Origin of the sequence: Bacillus sp. MYb209, from assembly GCF_002975175.1 — a bacterium.
In the GTDB taxonomy this organism is placed as follows: Bacteria; Bacillota; Bacilli; order Bacillales; family Bacillaceae_G; genus Bacillus_A.
In genome coordinates this window covers 230,362-253,246 of the sequence record NZ_PCNZ01000004.1, presented here as the reverse complement: position 1 = coordinate 253,246, position 22,885 = coordinate 230,362, and the positions used below count along the sequence as shown (strand labels likewise).

The following is a 22,885-nucleotide window of genomic DNA, read 5'->3' as shown; positions in this document are numbered from 1 at the left end:
GAGCTTTTTAGGGAAGGAGAAAGGAATTATAAAAAGGCTTTCTAAATAATGAATTTCTGAAGAACAATAAAAAGTGATAATACTTCTCTTATATCCAATCAATTTACCTTATGAAACATAAGATGTAGAAAAGCAAAAAGAGGTGTGAATTGATGTGGAGAAGAAGGGATAATCTTGGGAATTTGAATGATTTAGATTTGGTGTCCAAGCCTCCTTTTCATAATGACATTTTAACTTATGATAGTACGCAATTAAAATGGATTCCAAAATCATTAGAAGCTACAAATTCTACAAGTATATATACATTAGAATTAGATAGGTGGAATGTTAAGAATGATGGGACTGAGGCTATCAATACTTCTAAAGGTATTAATAATGCTTTAGTTTGGGCGGCCCAACAAGGATGTACGGAAGTTGTGTTACCTAGAGGAATATATTTGATTGATAAACAAACACCCATCGAACCACCAAGTCATTTAACTTTGAATCTAAACGGTTCAACATTAAAAATGGAAACAAATAATTTGACTGGATATGCAATTATAAGCTTTCGTAGAAATCAAGTATATTCTAGGATAACAAATGGTATTATCCAAGGAGATAGATATACACATGATTATTCTAGTGGGGGAACACATGAGGGCGGGTACGGAATTGAAGTGGGGAGTTTTACTCCGCCTACTGATGGGGGGGACAATACAAGGTTTGTATCTTTAGATAATCTAGATATTTTAGATTGTACAGGAGATGCCATTACACTAAACAGTACTTTTGGGCAGATTTTACCTTTTCCTACATCTTTAGCAAGTTCATTTGAACAGGGAGCAATTAATACAACAGATGGTTCATTAGTAAGTAGTACAACAAAGATACGTTCCAGTTTGCAAATTGATATGACCCAAGTGGCTATTGTAAAGTATGGCTACTTCGGTTTATATGGAAATGGATTTGGAGCATTGGGTTCTGATATAAAATGCGATTACTATGATGTCATTTTTTACACTTCAAATAATATATTTTTATCTTCAAAAGTCAATGTACAATTCTTTGATGAAGTAGAAGTCCCTAATGGAGCAAGTTATGCTAAAGTTGTTTTGCATCAAGGGAATGTTCCTGCCCCTGCAAATTGTTTAATAAATGTTCGGGTGCCTTCTTTTCCACAATATACTTATATAGAAAAATGTAATTTACATGATTGCCGTAGACAAGGGATTAGTGTATGTGGGGCAAAGAATGTATATATTCGAGATAATGAAATTCATCACATCGCAGGTACCAATCCACAAAGTGGAATAGATATTGAAGATGGATATGATTTAAACCAATATATATATATTGAAAGAAATAATTTTCATGAAAATAAAAATTATAATATTATTGTTATAAATGGAAAATTTATTTATATATCAAATAATTCTATTATGAATACCATTTCAAATGCTTATGTTGGGCTATCTATTAATGGTGGTGCAGATAGGGTAATCGTAACAGGGAATAATATCCGATTAACTAAGGTCTCTTTGTTAGGAGATGTTGTTTTTTCTAATAATTATGTATACGGAGCACAAATAAATGTTCAAGGTGTATATGCAAATCGAACTATTAACATATTGGATAATGTTTTTTCTAATAGTAAAATGGTTATTGATACCCCATTTCCATATGCGGTTAAAGTTGATTCCTGTCGTTTTATAAACGATGCAGATAAGCTAAACTCCTTGTCATCACTGTATCAGTGGACATTAGAGATGAAAAATGAGCCGCAAATTATCGCAAATTGTATATTTGAAGGACAAGACGTTTTGTATTTAAATTATGTACCAGTAGGAACAGTTAAATCAGGATGGATATTTGAAAATAGTATATTTAATAATGTTAAAACCCCAACCTTAGTTGCAGGGACATATACGAATTGCTTTTTTAAGGAAATAACTTTTTTGGGGATAACAAGTACAGGAAACACTTTAGAATTAATAGATTGCAAGTTCTTTAGTATAGATAGAAATAACACGTTATTTACAGTGAATAACCTCAAAGCATTTAAGATGATTGATTGTCATATAGAAAAACCAAATGGTACGGTCTTGAATATTCAGAATGTATCTGATGATATAGTGTTAAGGGGAAATACTATAAAAATTACAAATGATACTCTTCAGAGAGCTATTATTATTTTGGATACAGTGTTTACTGGTAAGCAAGTGGTAATTCAAAATAATATTATAAATTCCACAAATTTGATGCAAGTTGGGATAGATAATAGAACAACGAGTATTACACCCCTAGTAGTAATTCAAAACAATGTGTTGAATAATGCGAAAATTACAATTACAGGGAGGGAATTTTTGCAAGGAAATATTGTTAATGGTGTAATAAATCCAAATTAATGCATGGTGATAATTAAATTTGAATAGTTTTAAAAAATTATGAGAAAGGAAGTAGAATGAATCTTAATAAATATGTCTATAAAGTATTATATAATGGTACACCGTACACAATTTCATCCGCTTTTTTTAGTAGTTTCAAGTAGTACTATGGAAGGGATTTGGTCCAATATAATCATTCGAAATAGCCTAATTCCTAATAGATAATATGTTTATTGGCTTTTAGTTACTACTATAGAATAGAGAAAAGCTATTATGTTTTTTATAAACATAATAGCTTTTTATTATTACGTTAACTGCATACTAAAAAATAGTGTGTAGGAGAATTTTTAAATAATAAATGGATTTTTTTATATACTACTAAGCGTTGTTTATAAAATTGTGTTTGTGAATATATTTTTTGAGATTTTTACAGTGTGTAATAGTCTCTTGGATAAGCATTTGGAAAAATATATTTTGCACCTATGTGTATTGCTTTCTTCTACTTATTAAGTTTTAAAGTTGTGTACTATAGAAAATGTTTGCAGGTGATAAGTAAAGAGAAATTGAATACAATTCTTTAATTACAACTTGAATATACTTGATTTCAATCCGTAATGAATACTTTGTAGATTATTTAACTTTGGAAAAGCATTTGTAATAATTTAAGATGGGGGAATGATTGGTAATGAAGAGATTGTTTGATATCTTTATTTCTTTATTATTATTAATTTGCTTTTTTTTCGTTATTCTTTTAGTAGCAATTATAGTTAAAATCCAGATAGGATCACCCATTTTATTTAGACAACAACGTCCAGGGTTACATGGAAAACCTTTTTATCTTTATAAATTTCGTACGATGACCAATGAGCGAGATAGTAATGGGGAGCTCTTACCAGATCACGCTAGATTAACTAAAGTTGGAAAATTTCTTAGAAAATATAGTTTAGATGAATTACCACAATTAATAAATGTGCTAAAAGGTCAATTAAGTTTGGTGGGACCCCGCCCATTATTAATAGAATATATGCCTTTATATTCGCAAGAGCAAGCTAAAAGGCATAATGTAAGACCGGGAATCACTGGGTGGGCTCAAATTAATGGAAGAAATAGCATCTCATGGGATGAGAAATTTAAATTAGATGTATGGTATGTTGAGAATCAAAGTTTTCTTTTAGACTTAAAAATTTTATATCGAACTTTTAGTAAGGTTTTAAAGTCGGAAGGGATAACAAATAATAAGCATGTGACTATGCCAGTTTTTAAGGGGGGAATCGAGCATGGGGGAGAATGAAATGAATATTTTGTTTACTAGCTCAGGTAGGAGGGTCGCCTTAATTAAAAAATTTAAGGAAGCATTTAAACAAGAAGGGATTAAAGGGAAAATCTTTACTGCAGACTTAAAAGAAACTGCACCTACCATATACTTTAGCGATAAGCATTTTATTGTTCCGCATGTAAATGAAGAAGGCTATATAAATGAATTATTAAAAATATGTAGATCTGAAATGATAAATCTAATAATCCCGTTAATTGATACGGAATTAATGCTTTTGGCTAATAAGGCAAAGGTTTTTGAAGGTATCGGTGTAAAAGTACTAGTTTCTAGTATGGAATTAAATAAAATAGCTAATGACAAAAAATACACATATAACTTTTTCGTTTCTAATAATATACCAACGCCTAGAGTATTTAGTGATGAAGAGATTGAAAGAAAAGAATATCAATTTCCACTATTAATTAAACCTTATGATGGCAGTTCTAGTAAAGGTGTAACAAAAATTATGAATGAAAAGGAATTGGAATTTTTTAAGGAGTATATACCTAACGCTATGATACAAGAGTACGTTTCAGGAGAAGAATATACTATAGATATAATGGTAGATTTCTATGGAAATATAAAAACAATTGTTCCTAGGTTGCGCATAGAAACACGAGCAGGTGAGGTAAGTAAAGGTATGACCAAGAAGGATATTGAAATCATCAAAGCAGCAGAAACTGTAATAAAAGCTCTTCCTAATCCTATTGGGTGTATTACTTTACAATGTTTTAAAAAGGAGGATGGACAAATTACGTTTATTGAAATAAACCCACGTTTTGGTGGGGGAATTCCGCTATCAATAGAAGCAGGAGCGAATTTTCCGCTTTGGACAATTAAAATGTGTCAGGGGGAAGTTTTTATAGATAAGGACTTTAATTGGAGAGAAAATTTAACAATGCTTAGATATGATGAAGCAGTTTTTATGGAGAGTATTTAATATGATGATTAAAGCAATTGTTTTTGATATGGATGATACTTTGTATAAAGAAAAAGATTATGTCGTAAGTGGTTTTAAAGCAGTGGATGATTGGATTAAAGTGAATCATAAAAAAACTGAATTTTATAATATTGCAATGCGATTATTCAATTCGGGGGAAAGAAAGTTAGTGTTTAATAAAACACTAGAAAAGTTAAACATTGATTATGATGAAAAATTGATTGGTAATTTGATAGAACAATATAGGGCCCATAAACCAGATATTCAATTATTGGAGGAAGCGGATTGGGTACTAAATAATTTAATTAATACCGTAAAAATAGGACTAATTTCAGATGGATATTTAGTTGCTCAAGAAAGAAAAATAAATGCATTAAAGTTAAAAGAGAGAGTTCATTCAATAATTCTCACTGATAAGCTTGGAAAAGAATGTTGGAAGCCGAGCGAAATCCCTTATGAAAAAATAAGTAAGGAATTACAGGTGTCTCATCAGCAATGTGTCTATATAGGAGATAATTTAAGCAAGGATTTTATAACTGCCAAGAAACTAAAATGGTTAACGGTTCACATTAATAGAGAAGATGGGATTTACCATAATCTTATAGTTGAGCAAGCTTATAAAGCACATTATACAATTGATAATTTAAGGAGATTACCTGATATACCAGTATTAAAGCATATGTTTCTAGATACATAGTATTTAAATATGTATAAAGGATGTGTTTACATGCAAACAATTCAGCATAAAAAACGAATCTATCTTTCTTCACCGCATATGAGTGGAAATGAACAGAAATATATTAAAGATGCCTTTGATTCAAATTGGATTGCACCTCTTGGTCCAAATGTAGATGAATTTGAAAGAGAACTTGCTTCTATTGTAGGAGTTAAAGATGGTGCTGCGGTTAGTTCAGGTACTGCTGCCATTCATTTAGCTTTACGATTATTAGACGTTCAAAAAGGAGATAAAGTGTTTTGTTCAAGTTTCACTTTTGTAGCGAGTGCAAATCCGATTATTTATTTGGGAGCTGAACCGGTATTTATTGATTCAGAACCAGAAACATGGAATATGTCACCGGATGCATTGGCACATGCATTATATGAAGCTGATAAAGCAGGGAAATTACCAAAGGCTATCATTCTTGTTCATTTATATGGTCAGAGTGCTAAACTAGATGAAATTCTTTCACTTTGTAATCAATACAATGTTCCTATAGTCGAGGATGCAGCAGAATCTCTTGGATCTACATATAAAGGAAAAGCAAGCGGTACATTCGGAAAATTTGGTGTTTATTCATTTAATGGAAATAAAATTATTACAACTTCAGGTGGTGGAATGCTAGTTTCTAATGATGTAGAAGCATTAGAGAGAGTGAGGTTTTTAGCGACACAAGCAAAGGATCCAGCGCCACATTATGAACATAGTGAGATAGGATATAATTATCGAATGAGTAATATTTTAGCTGGTATTGGTAGAGGACAATTAGAAGTGTTAGAAGATAGGGTGAAGGCTAGAAGGTCTATATATAAACGGTATTACGCAGCGCTATCTCACATGCCAGGATTTTATTTTATGCCTGAATTAGAAAATACACGCTCAAATCGTTGGCTTACGACATTGACAATTGATGAAAAAGAATCCGGGATCTCTATTGGGCAATTGTTGAGAACTTTAGCAGAAGAGAACATTGAAGCGCGTCTTTTGTGGAAGCCACTTCATATGCAGTCGCTCTTTAAAGAGAAGAAGTATTATCCGCATAGCGAAAATGAAGATGTGTCGCAGTCCCTATTTCAAAGTGGAATTTGTTTGCCTTCAGGATCTAATATGTTAGCAGAAGATCAACGAAGGGTAATTCAAGGTATTTTGAAAGCTGTAGAATGGAAGAATTAAAAGAAAAGTAAGTGAAAGTGGAATTAAATTTGTATACGTACCACTATTTGTTCTTTATAGTGAATTTTTCCGAAAGTTATTTAGGAATATTTAGTTTCAACTAATATAAAAAAGGGATGATCATAGGTTTTAAATATCTATATCTTAGTCTGCAAGTAAATTAAAGTATGTAATTGAGAAAGTAATAAAATAAATAATTTCGTTCGTTAAAAAGAATGATTAAAGGGTGTGTTTAACGAATTTAATATGTAAATAGTATTTGTAGTAACTTTTCATATATTAGGAGGAAGAAATGAGCGCTATAACTGGCATTATTCACTTTACTAATGAGCCTGTATCAATTGAGCACGGAAGAGAAGTAATGAGTCGTTTATACAAATATCCTGCCGATGATATTCAAATATGGCACAAAGAAAATGCTTTTCTAGGATGTCATGCACAATGGATTACACCAGAGTCAATTGGTGAACAATTACCCTTCTATAGTTATGAAAGGCAACTGGCAATTACAGCAGATGCTATTATTGATAATCGTAATGAGTTATTTGAAAAATTACAAGTGGATTATGCGGATAGAAAAAACATGACAGATAGTGAGTTGATTTTACTCTCTTATCAGAAATGGGGGGAAGCGGCTCCAAAATATTTGGTAGGCGATTTTGCCTTTATGATTTGGGATGAGAAAAAACAAATTCTTTTTGGTGCCAGAGATTTTTCAGGAAGTCGGACACTTTATTTTTATCGTGGTGAGGGAAAATTTGCTTTTTGTACTATTATAAATCCGTTATTTTCTCTACCATATGTTGAGAAGAAATTAAATAAGCAGTGGATTGCTGAATTTTTAGCTATACCTGTAAATTTCGAATCGGTAGATCCACAGTTAACAGTTTACAAATATATAGAACAAGTGCCCCCATCACACACTATTTTGGTAAAAGAAGGCGAAGTGAAGTTTTCGCGATACTATACACCAACTGTTGGGAAAATGCTTAATTTAAAATCAAATGAAGAGTATGAAGAGGCGTTTCGAGAGGTGTATAAAAGTGCAGTGAAGGCCCGTTTACGAACACATCACCAAGTAGGAGCCCATTTGAGTGGAGGGCTAGACTCAGGTTCTGTCGTTAGTTTTGCTGCAAAGGATTTACGGGCTGAAAATAAAAAATTACATACGTATAGTTATGTTCCAGTAGAAGGATTTGAAGATTGGACACACAAAGGTAGGATAGCTGACGAAAGACCATTTATTCAATCGACTGTAGAGCATGTAGGGAATATACAGGATTATTATTTAGAATTGCCAGAGAGAAGCCCACTATCGGAAATTGATGATTGGCTGGAAACAATGGAGATGCCATATAAATTTTTTGAGAATACTTTTTGGTTGAGTGGAGTTTATGAAAAAGCATCTCAGCATGGAATAGGAGTACTTCTTAGTGGTCAAAGAGGTAATTGGACAGTATCATGGGGACCTATTTTAGATTACCAGGCAATGTTATTGAAAAAGCTACATTGGATTCGTTTTTATCGTGAACTATATTTATATAGTAGAAATATAGGAGTGAAAAAATCACGTGTTTTTGAAGTGGTAAGACGAAAGGCTTTTCCATTTTTGCATCAGTTACTTTTTTCAGGAAAACAAGATGCAAATTCCGCAATAATTAATCCGGAATTTGCAAGGGAAATGAATGTTTTTGACAGACTTAGAGAACAAGAAATTGATATAACAGGCACCTCTATCTCTAATGCATATGACATGAAAAGAGAACAGTTTGAAAAACCATATTATTGGAGCATAAATGGAACGTATGAAACGAAATTATCATTACGTTATGCTTTATGGGATCGTGATCCCACAAATGACTTACGATTGATTCAATTTTGTTTGTCAGTTCCAGAAGAACAGTATGTTCAAAATGGTTTAGATCGAGCCCTGATCCGGAGAGCCACAAAGAATTTCCTTCCTGATAAAGTACGATTGAATCAACGGGTTCGAGGTATTCAAGGTGCAGATGGTGTTTACCGTATGGCTCCTTTTTGGAATGAATTTATTGAGGAAGTTGAAGAACTTAGTATAGATCCAGTAATTTCTGAATTTCTAAATGTAGAGGTAATTAAGAAAGCTATCTCAAAAATTTGTAAAGAACCTCGACCAGAATATGCATTTGATTTAGATTTTAGAATTTTGATGCGCAGCTTAATCTTCTATCGATTTATAAAAAAAGTAATATGAAAGGAGGTGATACGTATGAAAAAGGAATGGAAACAACCTGTATTAGAAGTGCTTAATATTAATATGACTATGGCGGGACCTGGGCATAAATATCCAGATGCTATTCAACCTGATCCAGATGATCCGGTGAAGTATAGTTAAGTCATTGGAAAAATAAAGCTCTTATATAGCTTTATTATATAAGAGCTTTCAAAAAAATGACAATATGGAGTGAATAGGATGATCAATTCTATGGAGAATGTGTTATACAAAGCATTCGGGTTAAAAATAGTAAGTGAAATCCCATTACCCGAATTGTCTCAGCTAAATGAAAAGAAAGAGATGGCAGATATTCAAATTGAAATAATTGATTTATCTAAACGATGGGATAAATATAACGAAGAACAGCGGAAAACAATTGTAGTGGAAGATGAGGTAGTGATGTTTCATGTTCCTCAAACTGCAATATTTTCTATCCAAGCGGGCGAAAAAATTACTTTTTCACCTATGCCAGGGGCGGATGAAAATAAAATACGACTATATATTTTGGGAACTTGCATGGGGGCACTTTTAATGCAACGCAAAGTACTTCCATTGCATGGAAGTGTGATTGCCATAGATGGGAAAGCATATGCTTTAATTGGTGATTCAGGAGCCGGAAAATCAACTTTATCCTCGGCCTTTTTGAGTAAAGGATATCAGCTTTTAAGTGATGATATAGTCGCCGTGTCTCTTTTATGTAAGAATACCCCAATGGTTCATCCGTCTTACCCACAACAAAAATTATGGCAAGAAAGTTTAGATAAGTTTGGAATGGAAATAACGCAATATAGCCCTTTGTTTGAAAGGGAAACGAAGTATGCTGTTCCTGTGAATTCTCAATTTTTTCCTGATCCTTTACCTCTTGCTGGTGTTATTGAATTAGTAAAAGCGCAGGGAGAAGATATAGAGATGACCCGGATAGAAGGGCTTACACGTCTGTATAAATTATACTACCATACATTTAGGAGTTCTTTAATTTCTAAATTAGGATTGATGGAATGGCATTTTGAAACGTCATCTGATATTGCAAGCGGAATGGAAATGTTTCAATTAAGACGACCGGATTCGAGATTTACAGCTCATGAGCTTGTGCAAGTTATTTTAAATACAATACAGAAAGGGAGTATGGTTGATGGTTGTACATTCGAGAAAAATATCATTAGAACATAACGTTGTCCAAAGTAAAGGTAATATAGTAAGCGATATGGATGGAGAAAAAGTTATGTTAAATGTCCAAAAAGGAAATTACTATAACTTAGGTGAAATAGGCGGAGAAATATGGGAGCTTATTGAAAAGCCAATAATAATTAATCAGCTTGTTACCATGTTAGTATCTAACTATGATATTGAACGAAAAGATTGTGAAGAGCAAGTTCTTTCCTTTTTAGAGTGTTTGTATCAAGAAGGTTTAATTCAAATAAAAGATCACCCTAATAAATAGATTCATAACTTTAAGAGAATTATTAGGGAGGGATTAATGAATATTGTGAAAAGGTTAAGGATATTTTTATCATTGAACACGAAAACAAAGTTTTTACTTTTTGAGGCTTTTATTTTCTTAGGGTGGGCACGTGTACTAAAAAGTATTACATTTTCCAAAGTTGCACCTTCTTTAGGAGATTACATGAACGAAACATCATTTACTCACACTCAGCCACACTGGGATACACTAAAGAAGGTGTCCGAAGCTATTTCTGTTATGAGTCGTTATACTTTTTGGGAAAGTCAATGCCTTGTTAAAGCTATGGCTGGGATGAAAATGCTCGAAAAACGTCATATTGAGAGTACACTTTATTTAGGAACTGCTAAGGATAATAATGGGGAATTAATTGCGCATGCATGGTTACGTAGCGGTTCTTTTTATGTTACTGGATCAGAGGGAATGGAGAAGTTTACTGTCGTCGGATCATTTGCAAAGAGGTTAAGTGAGGACACTATTAAAGGAGAGTAAAATGAGGAATGATTTTGGTCTTGATGTAGAGTTCATGTCTAAGGAATTGAAATTTCTTTTTGCAATTTTGAAGTTACAAGATGACGAAACACTGCAAACTTACAGTAGTGAATGGTTTGCAGATATTGATTGGGAGGTTTTTCTTGAGCAAGCTATGCATCATCGTGTTTATCCGGTGATTTATCAAAAAATTAAACAGGTAGATGAGGAACTAATTCCTTCACATGTTGTACAAACTTTAAATAGAAAATATAAAAATAATACATTTCAAATGCTTTATTTAAGTGCTGAAATGGAACGAATAAATAAACTTTTTAATGAAAATGAGATTCGTACGATGTTTCTAAAAGGTCCTGTACTATCTCAGGACTTATATGGAGATATTTCTTTGCGAACATCCTGTGATTTGGACGTTCTCATCCCTATTCAAAATTTAGAAAAAGTAGAAAAACTACTTTTAGAGCAAGGATATGTGAAAGATGATTATATTCAAACGATATTAAGTGATTGGAAATGGAGGCATCACCATATAACATTTTTCCATCTAACAAGGCGGATCAAACTTGAAATTCATTGGAGGTTAAATCCCGGACCGGGTAAGGAACCTGGGTTTGAAGAGCTTTGGAAGCAGAAGAGAAAAAGTACACTTACGAGTAATTCGGTATATATGTTAGGAAAGGAAGACTTATTTTTATTTCTTGTATCTCATGGTGCCAGACATGGTTGGTCCAGGTTACGTTGGTTAGTAGACATAAAAAAAATTGTCGATCAAGATCTTAACTGGAATGAGATTCATAAATTAATGAGAAAATACCAAATACTTCATTTAGGAGGACAAGCATTAATTTTGGCATCACAATTGCTAGGTACACGATTAAATGAAAGAATGACGGAATTAGTAGCTAAAAAACATTCGAAGCAGTTAGCACAAGAAGCACTGTTTTATTTCAAGAAAACGATAAACTTGCATTCTGAACCTGTTCCTGAAGAAGTACTTGCTTATCATGGTAGACATTTATTTTCACTGATGTCTAATCAGCAAAAAATTTTATTTATTTTGAGCCAACTTTATCCTTATCCAATTGATGCAAAAACATTACCGTTACCTAAATCTCTTCATTTTTTATATTTTCCTTTACGTCCGTTTCTATGTCTTTGGAGGAAAACAAAGGAGCTTGCTTTGTTATAGGGGGAACATCGATGAATCATATTATATATTTTATGAAGAAATTATATTCTTCTGCAGGGAAGATTCTGTATGTGAATTTGTTTGGTATGGTTTTAATAAGTTTACTTGAAGGGATAGGTATTATTTTATTAATTCCTATGATAAGTATGACTGGAATAATCAATATAGGTGAGGAGACTGCTTTTATCGCACCTGTCTATAGATTTTTGCAGGATTTCCCTAAAACAACAAGTCTAATTTCTATTTTAGGTATATATATACTAATAGTGTTAGGTCAAAATCTACTACAAAGAAACATAACGCTAAGGGATGCGGGAACGCAACAAGCTTTTGTACGAGAATTAAGAATAGAAACATATAGTATGATTCTAAAAGCGAAGTGGAGTTTTTTTTTAGAGAAAAGGAAAACAAATCTAATAAATACATTAACTACAGAATTAGCTCGCGTAAGTTATGGGGTTAATTTAATTTTACAATTGTTAGCTGCTATTCTGTTTACATTCATACAGGTGGGGATTGCGTTTTTATTATCTCCCCAAATAACTATATTTGTTTTGGGCTTTGGCTTATTATTCTTGGTAGCTTCTCGTGTTTTTATAAAAAAAGCACGAATACTAGGCGGTAAGACCTCAAAATTGGCACAAGGCTATCTTTCTGGTATAACAGATCATTTTAATGGAATTAAAGATATAAAGAGTAATACTTTGGAAGCATCACGTTTGGATTGGTTACAATCTATAACAGAAAAGATGAGTAATGAACAAATGGAGTATATGAGAATAAGATCGAACTCTCAATTGTTTTATAAAGTTTCAATGGCTATTTTAATTGCATTTTTTATATTATTATCAGTAAGTATATTTAAAGCTCAACCTGCCCAATTACTATTAATCATACTTATCTTTTCTAGACTATGGCCACGATTTATGACAATTCAGTCTAATTTAGAACAGCTTGCTGCAAGCATTCCTGCTTTTAAGTCATTATGGGAATTACAAGAGGAATGTAATGAAGCGATTGAAATGCAGGATATACATCAGCAAAAACATATAAAGCCGATTTGTATAGAACAGGGTATTGAATGTAAGGATATTTATTTTCGGTATAATAAGAAGGAGCATTTGTATGCACTTCAAAATATTAATGTGCAAATACCAATCAATAGCATGACGGCTATTGTGGGACATTCGGGAGCTGGGAAGAGTACATTAATTGATGTTTTAATGGGATTGATTCAACCAGAGAAAGGTCAAGTATTAATAGATGGAACTCCTCTTACAAGTGAAAATTTGTTGTCATTGAGACGGGCTATTAGTTATGTGTCACAAGATCCTTTCTTATTTAATGCAAGCATAAGAGAAAATTTATTGATGATTGATCCGTATGCCAGTGAAGAACAAATTTGGACTGCATTAGATTTTGCGGCGGCAGCTGAATTTGTACGAATGCTTCCAAAAGGGCTTGATACTCTCATTGGAGATCGTGGAGTGAGGCTTTCAGGTGGTGAACGTCAACGACTTGTACTAGCTCGAGCTATTTTAAGACAACCATCCATTTTAGTATTAGATGAAGCTACGAGTGCATTAGATACTGAAAATGAGGTAAAGATCCAATCAGCAATAGAAAGATTGAAAGGAACGATGACTATTGTTGTTATTGCGCATCGGTTATCTACGATCCGCAATGCAGATCAAGTTATTGTTTTAGGAAAAGGTGAAATTGTTCAAAAAGGTGAATTTAATCAATTGGCTAAAGAGAGAAAAGGTGTATTTCGAAATTTATTAGGGTCACAAATGGAAGTGGGTTCATAGAGGAGAAAGATTGAATGAAATCTTGTATTATTGTAATTCGAGTTGAATGATAGCCCGGATAATGGTCAGTTACAAAAGATCTTATTCGGGCTTTTATATTTGTGTTTTATAAATTTAGGGAATAAATATAATTTAGTACCTTGCAATAAACAGTACCTAATGGTATATTATGGATATAATAGGTACCATGTATTGAACAGTACTGAAATAAGAAAGGGGGATTGTCCTTGAATGTTCAGTTTAAAAAAGGTGTGTTAGAACTGTGTGTATTGGCACTTGTAAAACGTAAGGATTGTTATGGATATGAACTTGTTCAGCAAATCTCTAATAAATTTTTAATATCGGAAGGTTCTGTATATCCGTTATTACGTCGTTTAACGAAAGATGGATATTTTCAAACGTATTTAAAAGAATCCACGGAAGGACCGCCCCGTAAATATTATCAACTAACAGAGCAAGGGGAGATGCAACTTACGTTATTAGTAACAGAGTGGCGTGATTTTGCTAAAGGTGTTCAAGAAATTATTGAAGGGGTGGAATGGGATGAGTAAAGCGCAGTTTCTTAAAGAATTATCAAGTCATCTTAGAAAGTTACCAGAAGAAGAGCGACAAGATATTTTATTTGATTATGAAGAGCACTTTCAGTTTGGGATAGAAGAGGGGAAAACTGAATCAGAAATAATAAAGGGGCTTGGCTCTCCGAAGGTAATTGCGAAAGATTTGCTTGCTTTGTATCACTTTGATGAGATGAAAAAGGATCCATCGACTTCAAATATAACAAGAGCTGTCATGGCAGCGGTTGGACTTAGTTTGTTTAATTTTATTATTGTGTTAGGCCCATTAATTGCAATTATAGCTTTTATATTTTCCTTTTGGGTCGGTGGTATTGCTAGTGTAGTGACACCATTTTTCGTTATTTTAAAAGTATTTATGGGTACTTTTATATGGTTGGATCTTTTCGTTAGTATAACGTTTGTTGGAGTAGGTTTATTGTTATGTATTGTAGCTTATTATAGTACGAAGTGGTTTAAAAGATTATGTGTACGCTATGTAGTATGGAACTTCAAAATGATAAAAGGGGAGTAGATGATGAAAAAAATATTATTAGTAGCTATCGCTTGTATCATTATTGGAGTAATAGGGATTTCACAAACATATAAAAAAGCAGTAGAAACTGTAGAGAAAGGAAATAAGGAAGAAGTTATTAAAAACGAAACGCTAAAAAATGTAGAAGTTAAGTTAGATGCTGGAGATATTGTTGTCCAAAAATCTCCTGATTCCTCTTTTTATGTAAAGCAAACAGGAGACGTAAGTAAACAGGAGATTCGTATTGCTGAAGATGGTGACACATTAAAAGTCATAGGGGAAATAGAAAAAGGTGTTTCATTTGATTTTTCATTTTACAATTTCGGATTTCAAACGCCTACATTGACTATATTAGTACCTGAACGTTCTTATCAAGAGATAAAAGTAAATTCATCCGCTGGACAAATAGAAATAAGTAATGTGAAAAGTGACCGCGTAAGTGTTGAAACACTCGCCGGAGAAGTGGATTTGAAACATGTAACAGCAAAGAGTGTAGAGGGTTCTACAAAAGCTGGTGAGGTGAATTTTAAAAAAGTAATAGGGAAAGTAACAGCAAAAACGGCTAGTGGGGATATAGATATTATTGATCATGATTCTAAATATGATTTAGAGGCAAGTTCAACTGCTGGAGATGTAGATATTACTTTATTGGAAAAACCACAAGATGCAGTTATAACTGGGCAAACCGCTGCTGGAGACGTGACAATTTTTAATGAAGAAAATAAAAATATAACGATTGGTAATGGTAGTAAAAAGATTAGCGGTAAAACTGCTGCTGGAGATGTTACTATTGAAACGCGTTAATAATTAATGAAATGAAGTCTTTTGAATGAAAGGAAATCTATCAAAATATAAAAAGAAGATAATACCCTATATAAATAAGGGTATTATCTTCTTTTTATTATTTTTAATGTAAATCACGATATACACCAATTACTTTTCCGATAACTGACACTTGTTTTAAAATGATAGGTTCTAGTGAAGAGTTTTCCGGTTGTAGACGGAAATGATCTTTTTCTTTATAGAAACGTTTAACAGTTGCTTCGTTATCTTCTGTTAAAGCAACTACAATTTCACCGTTGTATGCAGACTGCTGTTGGCGAACAACAACTAAATCACCATCAAAGATACCAGCTTCAATCATGCTATCTCCAGAAATGCGTAACATAAACACTTGATCTGCTCCAGCAACGATACTAGCTGGAAGTGGGAAGTGATCTTCTACACTTTCGACTGCTGTAATCGGTAAACCGGCAGTAACTTTTCCGACGATTGGAACTTGAATAACAGATTGTGTTTCTGTTTCCATTCGGTTGCTACCTAAAATTTCAATTGCGCGTGGTTTTGTTGGATCGCGTCGAATATATCCTTTTTCTTCTAGTCGTGATAAATGTCCGTGCACTGTAGAACTAGAAGCGAGGCCGACTGCTTGACCGATTTCACGTACGGAAGGTGGATATCCTTTTTCTTGTACTTTTAGCTTAATAAAGTCGAGAATGTCTTGCTGGCGTTTCGTTAACTTTTCCATGTTTTCTAACACCTCGTTTTCTTTCATTTTTCTTATTATTAAGTATAACATGCGAAAAAACATTCTACAAACATAAGTTCGAACGAAAGGCGAATTTATGATACACTATAAGGAAAATATAGTGAGAAAGAAGGGTTCAAAATGAATGCAATTATTTATGCACGTGTGAGCACAACAAAAGAAGAACAGGAAACATCATTATTGCGTCAAAAAGATGAATTATTGCATTTAGCTGAGCGCTATCAAATGGATGTTACAAAGGTAATTGAGGAGCAGGCTAGCGGTTATACAATTGAACGTGATGGCATATTAGAAGTGCTAGATACAATTCGAGATGAACAAGTTGATGTACTACTTATACAAGATGAAACGCGTCTTGGTAGAGGAAATGCAAAGATCGCATTAATGCATTGTTTACATAAAGAGGGGATAAAAGTTTATACGCACACGCATAGTGGTGAATTACAGCTTTCAGATTCTGATTCGATGGTGCTAAATATAATTGGGATTGTTGAAGAGTATCAAAGAAAGATCCACAATTTAAAAATTAAACGTGGCATGCAAAGGGCGGTAGAGAAAGGATTTCGTCCAGAGAATAATTTGAAAAATCGTCATTTAAGTATAGGACGTGAGAAAAAAGAAGTGCCAATTGAGGAAATTGTACGTTTACGCCGGAATGAATTAACTTTTGAAGAAATTGCAGCAACACTTCGTGGTTTTGGTCATGATGTTTCAAAAGCAACTGTACATCGAAGGTATGTAGAATATACAAAGCAATTGCTTGATAAAGAGGACTAACTATTGTATGATAATAATCAGTTTTGAGTAGAAGGGGGATTCGAGATGCCAAGTCACGAACTCATTGAACGCATTAACTTCTTAGCGAAAAAAGCAAAAGCTGAAGGCTTAACTGAAGAAGAACAACGTGAGCGCCAATCGCTACGTGAACAATATTTAAAAGGATTTCGTCAAAATATGTTAAACGAATTAAAAGGAATTAAAGTCGTTAACGAAGAAGGAACGGATGTTACACCGGCGAAATTAAAAGCTTTAAAAAAGCAAGATAATGCAAAATTAAATTAAAAGATGGGCATAGCCCATCTTTTTTTGATATTAATAGACAGATTCGCTATTTAATAACTTTCCAGTTATGATTTATTGTTGCTTCTATCGTTTTATGCTTCAATATATAGTTAGTGATAAGTTCAGACATATCTATTGGTATGTCTTTTATAACGGGCTTATTTTGATACATAAGGAAGTTTCCGCCACCACTTGCGCGATAATTATTCATAACGACATCGTATTCTTGCTTCGTGTTGATAGGCAGTCCATCATATTCTAAAAAAGTAACTCTTTCGCCAATTGGTTTTGAAATGTTTAATACGTATGAAATCCCTTCCCACATATCGTAATTATAGTGCTGCGGTTTCGGTTCTAAGTAGGCACGGTTTACAATGATGTTTCCGTCTTCTTGTAGTGTGAAATAAGCGGCGGAGAGTTCGAGAGCTTCTTTTATATCTGCCCCAGTCACTCGAATAACTTTTAATGTATTTGGATAAATATAATTAGACACGATGTCACGCATTGTGACATGTTTTGGAAAACCAGGAGATTCATTATGAAACAAATTTGTGCAAGAAATAGAAACTTCTGCTACATCCATCTGTATTTTATTAATAAATTCAATAAAGGGATGGTCTTGTAGACGCGTTTGTATAGCATCAAAAATTTGCATGTCTCCATTAATAACCCCAATGGGCTGATCAAGCCACTTTTGTGTTTTATCCTCGTAATCATACACAAGTGAAAGGACAGCTTCATCTTCCTGGATCCTCTGCACAGATAGTATTTCTGAATGACATTCTGTCGGCATCCATTCATTATTATTTCTTTCAAATGTAACTTTCACTTTTCCTAATGATTGTCCATTACAGCCAACTTGTAAAATTGTAACACCATTAATTTTAGCGTTTGCAATCGTTCGGTGTTGATGACCTGTTAGTAAAATATCTATACCGTCAATTTCATGACACATTGCATATCCTTGATTTTCACCTGTTAAAGCTTCAGTAGGTTCTCCAGTTTGTAAATCACGTTCAAATCCCCCGTGGTAGGCTACGACTAGTAAATCAGGTTTCTCCTCTTCATGAATATAAGAAACCCACCTTTTTGTTGTTTCTAGTGCATCTTCAAATAGTAAACCTTCAATATGATGAGGTTGCTCCCAATTTGGGATGTAATGTGTTGTTATCCCTAAAATAGCAATCTTGATATCGGGCTCAATTTGCTTTATGATGTAAGGTTTTCCGAAATACGGTTTCTTTATGTTTTTATCTAAAATATTGGCTGATAAATAGGGGGTATTGGCAGTTGAAATAGCATTGTTTAATATGTCCATCCCATAATTAAATTCATGATTTCCAATAATTGCAGCATCATAATCTAGATAATCAGCTAATAAGGCCATTGGGTTCTTTTTATCTTTTTCATAAGTAGCATAGTGATAAGTGAAAGGGGTTCCTTGGATGAAATCACCGTTATCAATTAAAATCACATGCTCATTTGTAGAACGCTCTTTTTTAATGAGTGTGGAAATTTTGGATAGTCCTACGTCTGCTGGTAAGTTATTTTGATAGTGAATCGGATAAACATTACCATGTATATCGCTCGTTAATAAGATGTTAATAGTTACAAATCGATTTTGATCCAACATAATCCACCTTTTCTATTGTTATCTTACGATTAATCATATCAGATATGTGAAATGAAGTTTGGTTGGAATGTTTAGAATGTGTAAAGATTCTGTAAATGAATAATTGTGTGGGAAAATATGTGATATATTTCTACATGTTTACAAAAAGTAAATTTATAACAAGGGAAATGGAGGCTTTAACATGTTGAAAAAAGTTTTTGCAATGGGTACATCGGTTGTATTAGCAGCGGGATTATTAAGTGGGTGTGGAACTAAGGAATCGAGTGCAAATAAAAGTGAAGATACGAAAAAAGGGTACGTGCCCAAGACGTTAAATGTTCAATTTGTACCGTCGCAAAATGCTGATACGTTAGAAGCGAAAGCAAAACCACTAGAAAAACTGTTAAGTGATAAGCTAGATATCCCTGTAAAAGTTAGTATTTCGACGAATTACAATACGATTGTAGAAGCGATGGCATCAAAACAAGTAGATGTAGGTTTCTTGCCTCCAACGGCATATGTATTAGCGCATGAGAAAAAGGCCGCAAATGTAATTTTACAAGCACAACGATTTGGAGTAGATGATGCAACAGGAGCTCCAACAAAAGACTTAGTAGATTATTATAAATCTGAGTTTGTTGTAAAGAAAGATTCTAACATTAATAGTGTGAAAGATTTAAAAGGTAAAAAAATCGGTTATCAAGATGTAACATCTTCAGCAGGATATGTGTGGCCTGCCGCTGTATTGGTTAAGGAAGGGATAGATCCATTAAAAGATGTGAAACCTGTTACATTAAAAGGGCATGACCAATCTATTATCGCTCTTTTAAACGGGGATGTAGATGCTGCGGTTGTGTTCCAAGATGCTCGTAATATTGTAAAAAAAGACTATCCTAATGTGTTTGATCAAACAAAAATTGTGGAATTCACAGAAAAAATTCCTAACGATACTATTTCTGTACGCTCCGACTTAGATGCTGAATGGAGTGAAAAATTACAAGACGCATTTATCGAAATTGGAAAGAGTGAAGAGGGACAAAAGATTATTAAAGAAGTATATTCCCATGAAGGTTATATTAAATCTGATGATAGTAAATTTGATATCGTTCGCGATTATGGAAAGAAAGTGAAAACGCAATAATACATATGGATATTTTACAGGTTCATTGAAAATGGCGACTAACTGGAAGTGTGTGTATTTTCAGTTAGTGGGCCGTTTTTCGGCTTTTATAATTAAGTAGAAAGTAGGTAAAAGGCGTGATTGAGTTTCGAAATGTTTCCAAAGTTTATCCGAACGGTACAAAAGGATTGAATAATATTAATATGGAAATTCAAAAAGGCGAGTTTGTCGTTATGGTAGGGTTATCTGGGGCCGGAAAATCAACACTTCTCAGATCGATTAATCGACTTCATGAAATTACAGGTGGAGAAATTATTATTGATGGAGAATCTATTACCGCTGCGAAAGGAAAAGAGTTACGATGCATGCGACGAGACATTGGTATGATTTTTCAAAGTTTCAATCTTGTGAAGAGATCTACTGTTTTAAAAAATGTATTAGCTGGACGTGTTGGATATCATTCTACATTACGTACAACGCTAGGACTATTTCCTAAAGACGATGTAGAGCTTGCTTTTCAAGCCTTAAGACGAGTGAATATATTAGAGAAAGCATATGCGAGGGCTGATGAGTTATCGGGAGGACAACAGCAACGGGTATCAATTGCAAGGGCACTTGCGCAAGAGGCGAAAATTATTTTAGCCGATGAGCCTGTCGCTTCTTTAGATCCGCTTACTACGAAGCAGGTAATGGATGATTTAAAGAAAATTAATCAAGATTTGGGAATTACGATGATTGTAAACTTACATTCTATTGATTTGGCTAGAGAGTATGCGACGCGCATTATCGGGTTACATGCAGGTGAGATTGTATTTAATGGATCTGTAGTAGAGGCAACGGATGAAAAATTTGCTGAGATTTATGGGAACTCAATTCAGAACAGTGAATTGTTAGAGGTGGCGGTCAAATGAATGATGTGACGATACATTCGAAAACGATACCGAAACCACCAAGTAAACTGAAGCATATGTTAACTGCTACTATTATCATTTTATTATTGTGGGGTAGTAGTGTACAGGTAGATGCATCATTTTCGAAACTTGTAACAGGCTTTCCAAATATGATGGATTTGCTGAAGGAGATGGTACCACCAGATTGGGGCTATTTTCAGGTGATCACAACGGCGATGTTAGACACAATTCGTATGGCTATTATTGGAACGACTTTAGGTGCGATTTTAGCTATTCCTCTTGCATTATTCGCGGCGAGTAATGTGTTTTCAAATATGGCTTTATATGGTCCGGCTCGGTTCGTTTTAAATTTAATTCGAACGATACCAGATCTATTATTAGCAGCTATTTTTGTAGCGATTTTTGGAATCGGACCACTTCCAGGTATTTTGGCGCTTACTTTTTTCTCTGTTGGGCTTGTTGCGAAGTTATTATATGAATCAATCGAATCGATTGACCCAGGTCCATTAGAAGCAATGACTGCTGTAGGAGCAAATAAGGTGCAGTGGATTGTATATGCAGTAATCCCGCAGGTGAAGGCACACTTCGTTTCTTATGTTCTGTATACATTTGAGGTGAATGTACGTGCAGCAGCCGTTTTAGGTTTAGTTGGAGCAGGGGGAATTGGATTATATTATGATCGAACGCTTGGATTTTTACAATATCAACAAACTGCTTCTATTATTATTTATACACTCGTTGTTGTATTGGTAATTGACTATATAAGTACATTGTTACGGGAGAAATTATGATGAGTGAACTGAAGATGGTGGTACCGAAACCAAGGAAACCGAGTTTATATCGTTGGATTATTTTTATTGCACTTGTAGTTCTATATGTATGGGCATTTTCCGGAGTACCGCTAGAAGGAATAAAGGATACAGCTGGCGAAATTACAAAAGCGATTATTACAGGGGTGTCACATCCAGATTGGTCGTACGTGTCATTACCGGATGGCGAAGATTTATTGCATGGTTTAATTGATACGTTAGCAATCGCAATATTAGGTACATTTATATCAGCATTTTTATCTGTACCATTTGCATTTTGGGCAGCAACAAATATGAGTACGGGAAAAGTGACTTCTGGAACAGGGAAATTTGTACTAAGTTTTATTCGTACGTTTCCGGAGTTAGTTATGGCACTTTTATTTATAAAGGCTGTTGGTCCAGGGTCTTTTGCGGGTGTATTAGCTTTAGGACTGCATTCTATTGGGATGTTAGGAAAACTGTATTCGGAAGGGATTGAAAATATAGATAAAGGGCCGACGGAAGCGTTGATTGCAACAGGAGCGAATCGTTTTCAAATACTTTGGCATGCAGTATTACCACAAGTATTACCGGATTTCTTGTCATATACGTTATATAGGTTTGAAATTAATGTACGCTCCGCTTCGATTTTAGGAGTTATTGGAGCAGGCGGAATTGGTACGCCTTTAATTTTTGCACTAAGCTCACGAAATTGGTCCCGTGTAGGTATTATTTTACTAGGAATTATTTTGATGGTGATTATTATTGACTTTATTTCGAGCTCGATTCGAAAGAGAATCGTATAAGTGTTTTTTGAAGCACCCACATAAGGTGCTTCTTTTGTATAAAAATACAGATTATTCCCTTTCTTTCTAAAATAAAAACAATGAAAAAGTATGTCATATTGAATGCCCATACATTACCGAAATCATTGGGTTTTTTATAAAAAACCAAAAAAACATCAACATATTTGTCGATACATGTTGTATAATCTTGCGTGGGAAGCTATCATATAAATGTATAAAACGTTTACTAACATACGC

At 33.8% G+C, this 22,885-nt stretch carries 23 protein-coding genes; 21 read left to right on the top strand and 2 right to left on the bottom strand.

The features are described 5' to 3' along the window. Positions 1-152: 152 nt before the first annotated feature. The 15 genes from CQZ94_RS10460 to CQZ94_RS10390 all read left to right on the top strand — a co-directional run bounded on the left by CQZ94_RS10460 (position 153) and on the right by CQZ94_RS10390 (position 15,604). Complete coding sequence (locus tag CQZ94_RS10460) at positions 153-2,387, top strand: right-handed parallel beta-helix repeat-containing protein (protein WP_105585345.1); 2,235 nt, start codon at positions 153-155, stop codon at positions 2,385-2,387. A gap of 664 nt (positions 2,388-3,051) precedes the next feature. Further along, complete coding sequence (locus CQZ94_RS10455; RefSeq protein ID WP_105585344.1) at positions 3,052-3,657, top strand: sugar transferase; 606 nt, start codon at positions 3,052-3,054, stop codon at positions 3,655-3,657. Then, positions 3,644-4,621 (top strand): ATP-grasp domain-containing protein, encoded by a 978-nt coding sequence (locus tag CQZ94_RS10450; RefSeq protein WP_105585343.1) that lies wholly within the window; start codon positions 3,644-3,646, stop codon positions 4,619-4,621. The genes CQZ94_RS10455 and CQZ94_RS10450 overlap by 14 nt, the downstream gene beginning before the upstream one ends. A 1-nt stretch (position 4,622) precedes the next feature. After that, positions 4,623-5,318 (top strand): HAD family hydrolase, encoded by a 696-nt coding sequence (locus tag CQZ94_RS10445; protein ID WP_105585342.1) that lies wholly within the window; start codon positions 4,623-4,625, stop codon positions 5,316-5,318. A gap of 30 nt (positions 5,319-5,348) precedes the next feature. Continuing rightward, positions 5,349-6,512, top strand: coding sequence for an aminotransferase class I/II-fold pyridoxal phosphate-dependent enzyme (locus CQZ94_RS10440; protein WP_105585341.1), 1,164 nt, complete (start codon positions 5,349-5,351; stop codon positions 6,510-6,512). Between the two features lie 292 nt (positions 6,513-6,804). Then, the gene (locus CQZ94_RS10435; protein ID WP_105585340.1) at positions 6,805-8,742 is read left to right on the top strand and encodes a lasso peptide isopeptide bond-forming cyclase; all 1,938 of its coding nucleotides are present in this window, start codon (positions 6,805-6,807) and stop codon (positions 8,740-8,742) included. A 15-nt stretch (positions 8,743-8,757) separates the two neighbouring features. Next, entirely contained in the window at positions 8,758-8,883 is a 126-nt protein-coding gene (locus CQZ94_RS10430) for a paeninodin family lasso peptide (protein WP_105585339.1), read from the top strand. A gap of 78 nt (positions 8,884-8,961) precedes the next feature. After that, positions 8,962-9,933 carry an aldolase gene (locus tag CQZ94_RS10425; RefSeq protein ID WP_105585338.1) on the top strand — a complete coding sequence of 324 codons (972 nt, stop codon included), beginning with the start codon at positions 8,962-8,964 and terminating at the stop codon, positions 9,931-9,933. Next, complete coding sequence (locus CQZ94_RS10420) at positions 9,896-10,204, top strand: lasso peptide biosynthesis PqqD family chaperone (RefSeq protein WP_105585337.1); 309 nt, start codon at positions 9,896-9,898, stop codon at positions 10,202-10,204. The genes CQZ94_RS10425 and CQZ94_RS10420 overlap by 38 nt, the downstream gene beginning before the upstream one ends. A gap of 36 nt (positions 10,205-10,240) precedes the next feature. Further along, complete coding sequence (locus CQZ94_RS10415; RefSeq protein ID WP_105585336.1) at positions 10,241-10,714, top strand: lasso peptide biosynthesis B2 protein; 474 nt, start codon at positions 10,241-10,243, stop codon at positions 10,712-10,714. Position 10,715: 1 nt separating this feature from the next. Then, positions 10,716-11,903 carry a nucleotidyltransferase domain-containing protein gene (locus CQZ94_RS10410; RefSeq protein WP_105585335.1) on the top strand — a complete coding sequence of 396 codons (1,188 nt, stop codon included), beginning with the start codon at positions 10,716-10,718 and terminating at the stop codon, positions 11,901-11,903. Between the two features lie 11 nt (positions 11,904-11,914). After that, the gene (locus CQZ94_RS10405) at positions 11,915-13,714 is read left to right on the top strand and encodes an ABC transporter ATP-binding protein (protein WP_105585334.1); all 1,800 of its coding nucleotides are present in this window, start codon (positions 11,915-11,917) and stop codon (positions 13,712-13,714) included. A 227-nt stretch (positions 13,715-13,941) separates the two neighbouring features. After that, positions 13,942-14,265, top strand: a complete 324-nt coding sequence (locus tag CQZ94_RS10400; protein WP_070144434.1) for a PadR family transcriptional regulator — start codon at positions 13,942-13,944, stop codon at positions 14,263-14,265. After that, complete coding sequence (locus tag CQZ94_RS10395) at positions 14,258-14,800, top strand: DUF1700 domain-containing protein (protein WP_105585333.1); 543 nt, start codon at positions 14,258-14,260, stop codon at positions 14,798-14,800. The genes CQZ94_RS10400 and CQZ94_RS10395 overlap by 8 nt, the downstream gene beginning before the upstream one ends. After that, positions 14,801-15,604: a DUF4097 family beta strand repeat-containing protein gene (locus CQZ94_RS10390; RefSeq protein WP_105585332.1), complete on the top strand. Its 804-nt coding sequence runs from the start codon at positions 14,801-14,803 to the stop codon at positions 15,602-15,604. Between the two features lie 103 nt (positions 15,605-15,707). On the opposite strand, the gene lexA is transcribed toward CQZ94_RS10390, so the two are convergent. Next, positions 15,708-16,328, bottom strand: coding sequence for a transcriptional repressor LexA (gene lexA, locus CQZ94_RS10385; protein ID WP_142395802.1), 621 nt, complete (start codon positions 16,326-16,328; stop codon positions 15,708-15,710). A gap of 141 nt (positions 16,329-16,469) precedes the next feature. On the opposite strand from lexA, the gene CQZ94_RS10380 reads away from it, so the two are divergent. Together CQZ94_RS10380 and CQZ94_RS10375 are read left to right on the top strand one after the other, a co-directional pair. Next, complete coding sequence (locus CQZ94_RS10380) at positions 16,470-17,126, top strand: YneB family resolvase-like protein (RefSeq protein ID WP_002111214.1); 657 nt, start codon at positions 16,470-16,472, stop codon at positions 17,124-17,126. Positions 17,127-17,171: 45 nt separating this feature from the next. Beyond that, positions 17,172-17,411 carry a DUF896 domain-containing protein gene (locus CQZ94_RS10375; RefSeq protein ID WP_002121521.1) on the top strand — a complete coding sequence of 80 codons (240 nt, stop codon included), beginning with the start codon at positions 17,172-17,174 and terminating at the stop codon, positions 17,409-17,411. Positions 17,412-17,457: 46 nt separating this feature from the next. Here the strand turns inward: CQZ94_RS10375 and CQZ94_RS10370 are convergent, their stop codons facing one another. Further along, positions 17,458-19,041: a bifunctional metallophosphatase/5'-nucleotidase gene (locus tag CQZ94_RS10370; RefSeq protein WP_105585331.1), complete on the bottom strand. Its 1,584-nt coding sequence runs from the start codon at positions 19,039-19,041 to the stop codon at positions 17,458-17,460. A 184-nt stretch (positions 19,042-19,225) separates the two neighbouring features. Between CQZ94_RS10370 and CQZ94_RS10365 the strand changes: the two genes are divergently transcribed. The 4 genes from CQZ94_RS10365 to phnE (CQZ94_RS10350) all read left to right on the top strand — a co-directional run bounded on the left by CQZ94_RS10365 (position 19,226) and on the right by phnE (CQZ94_RS10350) (position 22,648). Then, positions 19,226-20,164 carry a phosphate/phosphite/phosphonate ABC transporter substrate-binding protein gene (locus CQZ94_RS10365; protein ID WP_105585330.1) on the top strand — a complete coding sequence of 313 codons (939 nt, stop codon included), beginning with the start codon at positions 19,226-19,228 and terminating at the stop codon, positions 20,162-20,164. A gap of 116 nt (positions 20,165-20,280) precedes the next feature. Further along, on the top strand, positions 20,281-21,054 hold the full coding sequence (gene phnC / locus CQZ94_RS10360; protein ID WP_105585329.1) for a phosphonate ABC transporter ATP-binding protein: 774 nt from the start codon (positions 20,281-20,283) through the stop codon (positions 21,052-21,054). After that, on the top strand, positions 21,051-21,845 hold the full coding sequence (gene phnE / locus CQZ94_RS10355; RefSeq protein ID WP_105585328.1) for a phosphonate ABC transporter, permease protein PhnE: 795 nt from the start codon (positions 21,051-21,053) through the stop codon (positions 21,843-21,845). The genes phnC and phnE (CQZ94_RS10355) overlap by 4 nt, the downstream gene beginning before the upstream one ends. Next, positions 21,845-22,648 (top strand): phosphonate ABC transporter, permease protein PhnE, encoded by an 804-nt coding sequence (gene phnE / locus CQZ94_RS10350; protein ID WP_105585327.1) that lies wholly within the window; start codon positions 21,845-21,847, stop codon positions 22,646-22,648. The genes phnE (CQZ94_RS10355) and phnE (CQZ94_RS10350) overlap by 1 nt, the downstream gene beginning before the upstream one ends. Positions 22,649-22,885 lie beyond the last annotated feature (237 nt).

What these genes read in the sequence shown, in the direction of transcription:
- CQZ94_RS10460 (WP_105585345.1), top strand. Translation starts at nt 153, where the DNA reads ATGTGGAGAAGAAGGGATAATCTTGGGAATTTGAATGATTTAGATTTG.
- CQZ94_RS10455 (WP_105585344.1), top strand. Translation starts at nt 3,052, where the DNA reads ATGAAGAGATTGTTTGATATCTTTATTTCTTTATTATTATTAATTTGC.
- CQZ94_RS10450 (WP_105585343.1), top strand. Translation starts at nt 3,644, where the DNA reads ATGGGGGAGAATGAAATGAATATTTTGTTTACTAGCTCAGGTAGGAGG.
- CQZ94_RS10445 (WP_105585342.1), top strand. Translation starts at nt 4,623, where the DNA reads ATGATGATTAAAGCAATTGTTTTTGATATGGATGATACTTTGTATAAA.
- CQZ94_RS10440 (WP_105585341.1), top strand. Translation starts at nt 5,349, where the DNA reads ATGCAAACAATTCAGCATAAAAAACGAATCTATCTTTCTTCACCGCAT.
- CQZ94_RS10435 (WP_105585340.1), top strand. Translation starts at nt 6,805, where the DNA reads ATGAGCGCTATAACTGGCATTATTCACTTTACTAATGAGCCTGTATCA.
- CQZ94_RS10430 (WP_105585339.1), top strand. Translation starts at nt 8,758, where the DNA reads ATGAAAAAGGAATGGAAACAACCTGTATTAGAAGTGCTTAATATTAAT.
- CQZ94_RS10425 (WP_105585338.1), top strand. Translation starts at nt 8,962, where the DNA reads ATGATCAATTCTATGGAGAATGTGTTATACAAAGCATTCGGGTTAAAA.
- CQZ94_RS10420 (WP_105585337.1), top strand. Translation starts at nt 9,896, where the DNA reads ATGGTTGTACATTCGAGAAAAATATCATTAGAACATAACGTTGTCCAA.
- CQZ94_RS10415 (WP_105585336.1), top strand. Translation starts at nt 10,241, where the DNA reads ATGAATATTGTGAAAAGGTTAAGGATATTTTTATCATTGAACACGAAA.
- CQZ94_RS10410 (WP_105585335.1), top strand. Translation starts at nt 10,716, where the DNA reads ATGAGGAATGATTTTGGTCTTGATGTAGAGTTCATGTCTAAGGAATTG.
- CQZ94_RS10405 (WP_105585334.1), top strand. Translation starts at nt 11,915, where the DNA reads ATGAATCATATTATATATTTTATGAAGAAATTATATTCTTCTGCAGGG.
- CQZ94_RS10395 (WP_105585333.1), top strand. Translation starts at nt 14,258, where the DNA reads ATGAGTAAAGCGCAGTTTCTTAAAGAATTATCAAGTCATCTTAGAAAG.
- CQZ94_RS10390 (WP_105585332.1), top strand. Translation starts at nt 14,801, where the DNA reads ATGATGAAAAAAATATTATTAGTAGCTATCGCTTGTATCATTATTGGA.
- lexA (WP_142395802.1), bottom strand. Translation starts at nt 16,328, where the DNA reads ATGGAAAAGTTAACGAAACGCCAGCAAGACATTCTCGACTTTATTAAG.
- CQZ94_RS10380 (WP_002111214.1), top strand. Translation starts at nt 16,470, where the DNA reads ATGAATGCAATTATTTATGCACGTGTGAGCACAACAAAAGAAGAACAG.
- CQZ94_RS10375 (WP_002121521.1), top strand. Translation starts at nt 17,172, where the DNA reads ATGCCAAGTCACGAACTCATTGAACGCATTAACTTCTTAGCGAAAAAA.
- CQZ94_RS10365 (WP_105585330.1), top strand. Translation starts at nt 19,226, where the DNA reads ATGTTGAAAAAAGTTTTTGCAATGGGTACATCGGTTGTATTAGCAGCG.
- phnE (WP_105585328.1), top strand. Translation starts at nt 21,051, where the DNA reads ATGAATGATGTGACGATACATTCGAAAACGATACCGAAACCACCAAGT.
- phnE (WP_105585327.1), top strand. Translation starts at nt 21,845, where the DNA reads ATGAGTGAACTGAAGATGGTGGTACCGAAACCAAGGAAACCGAGTTTA.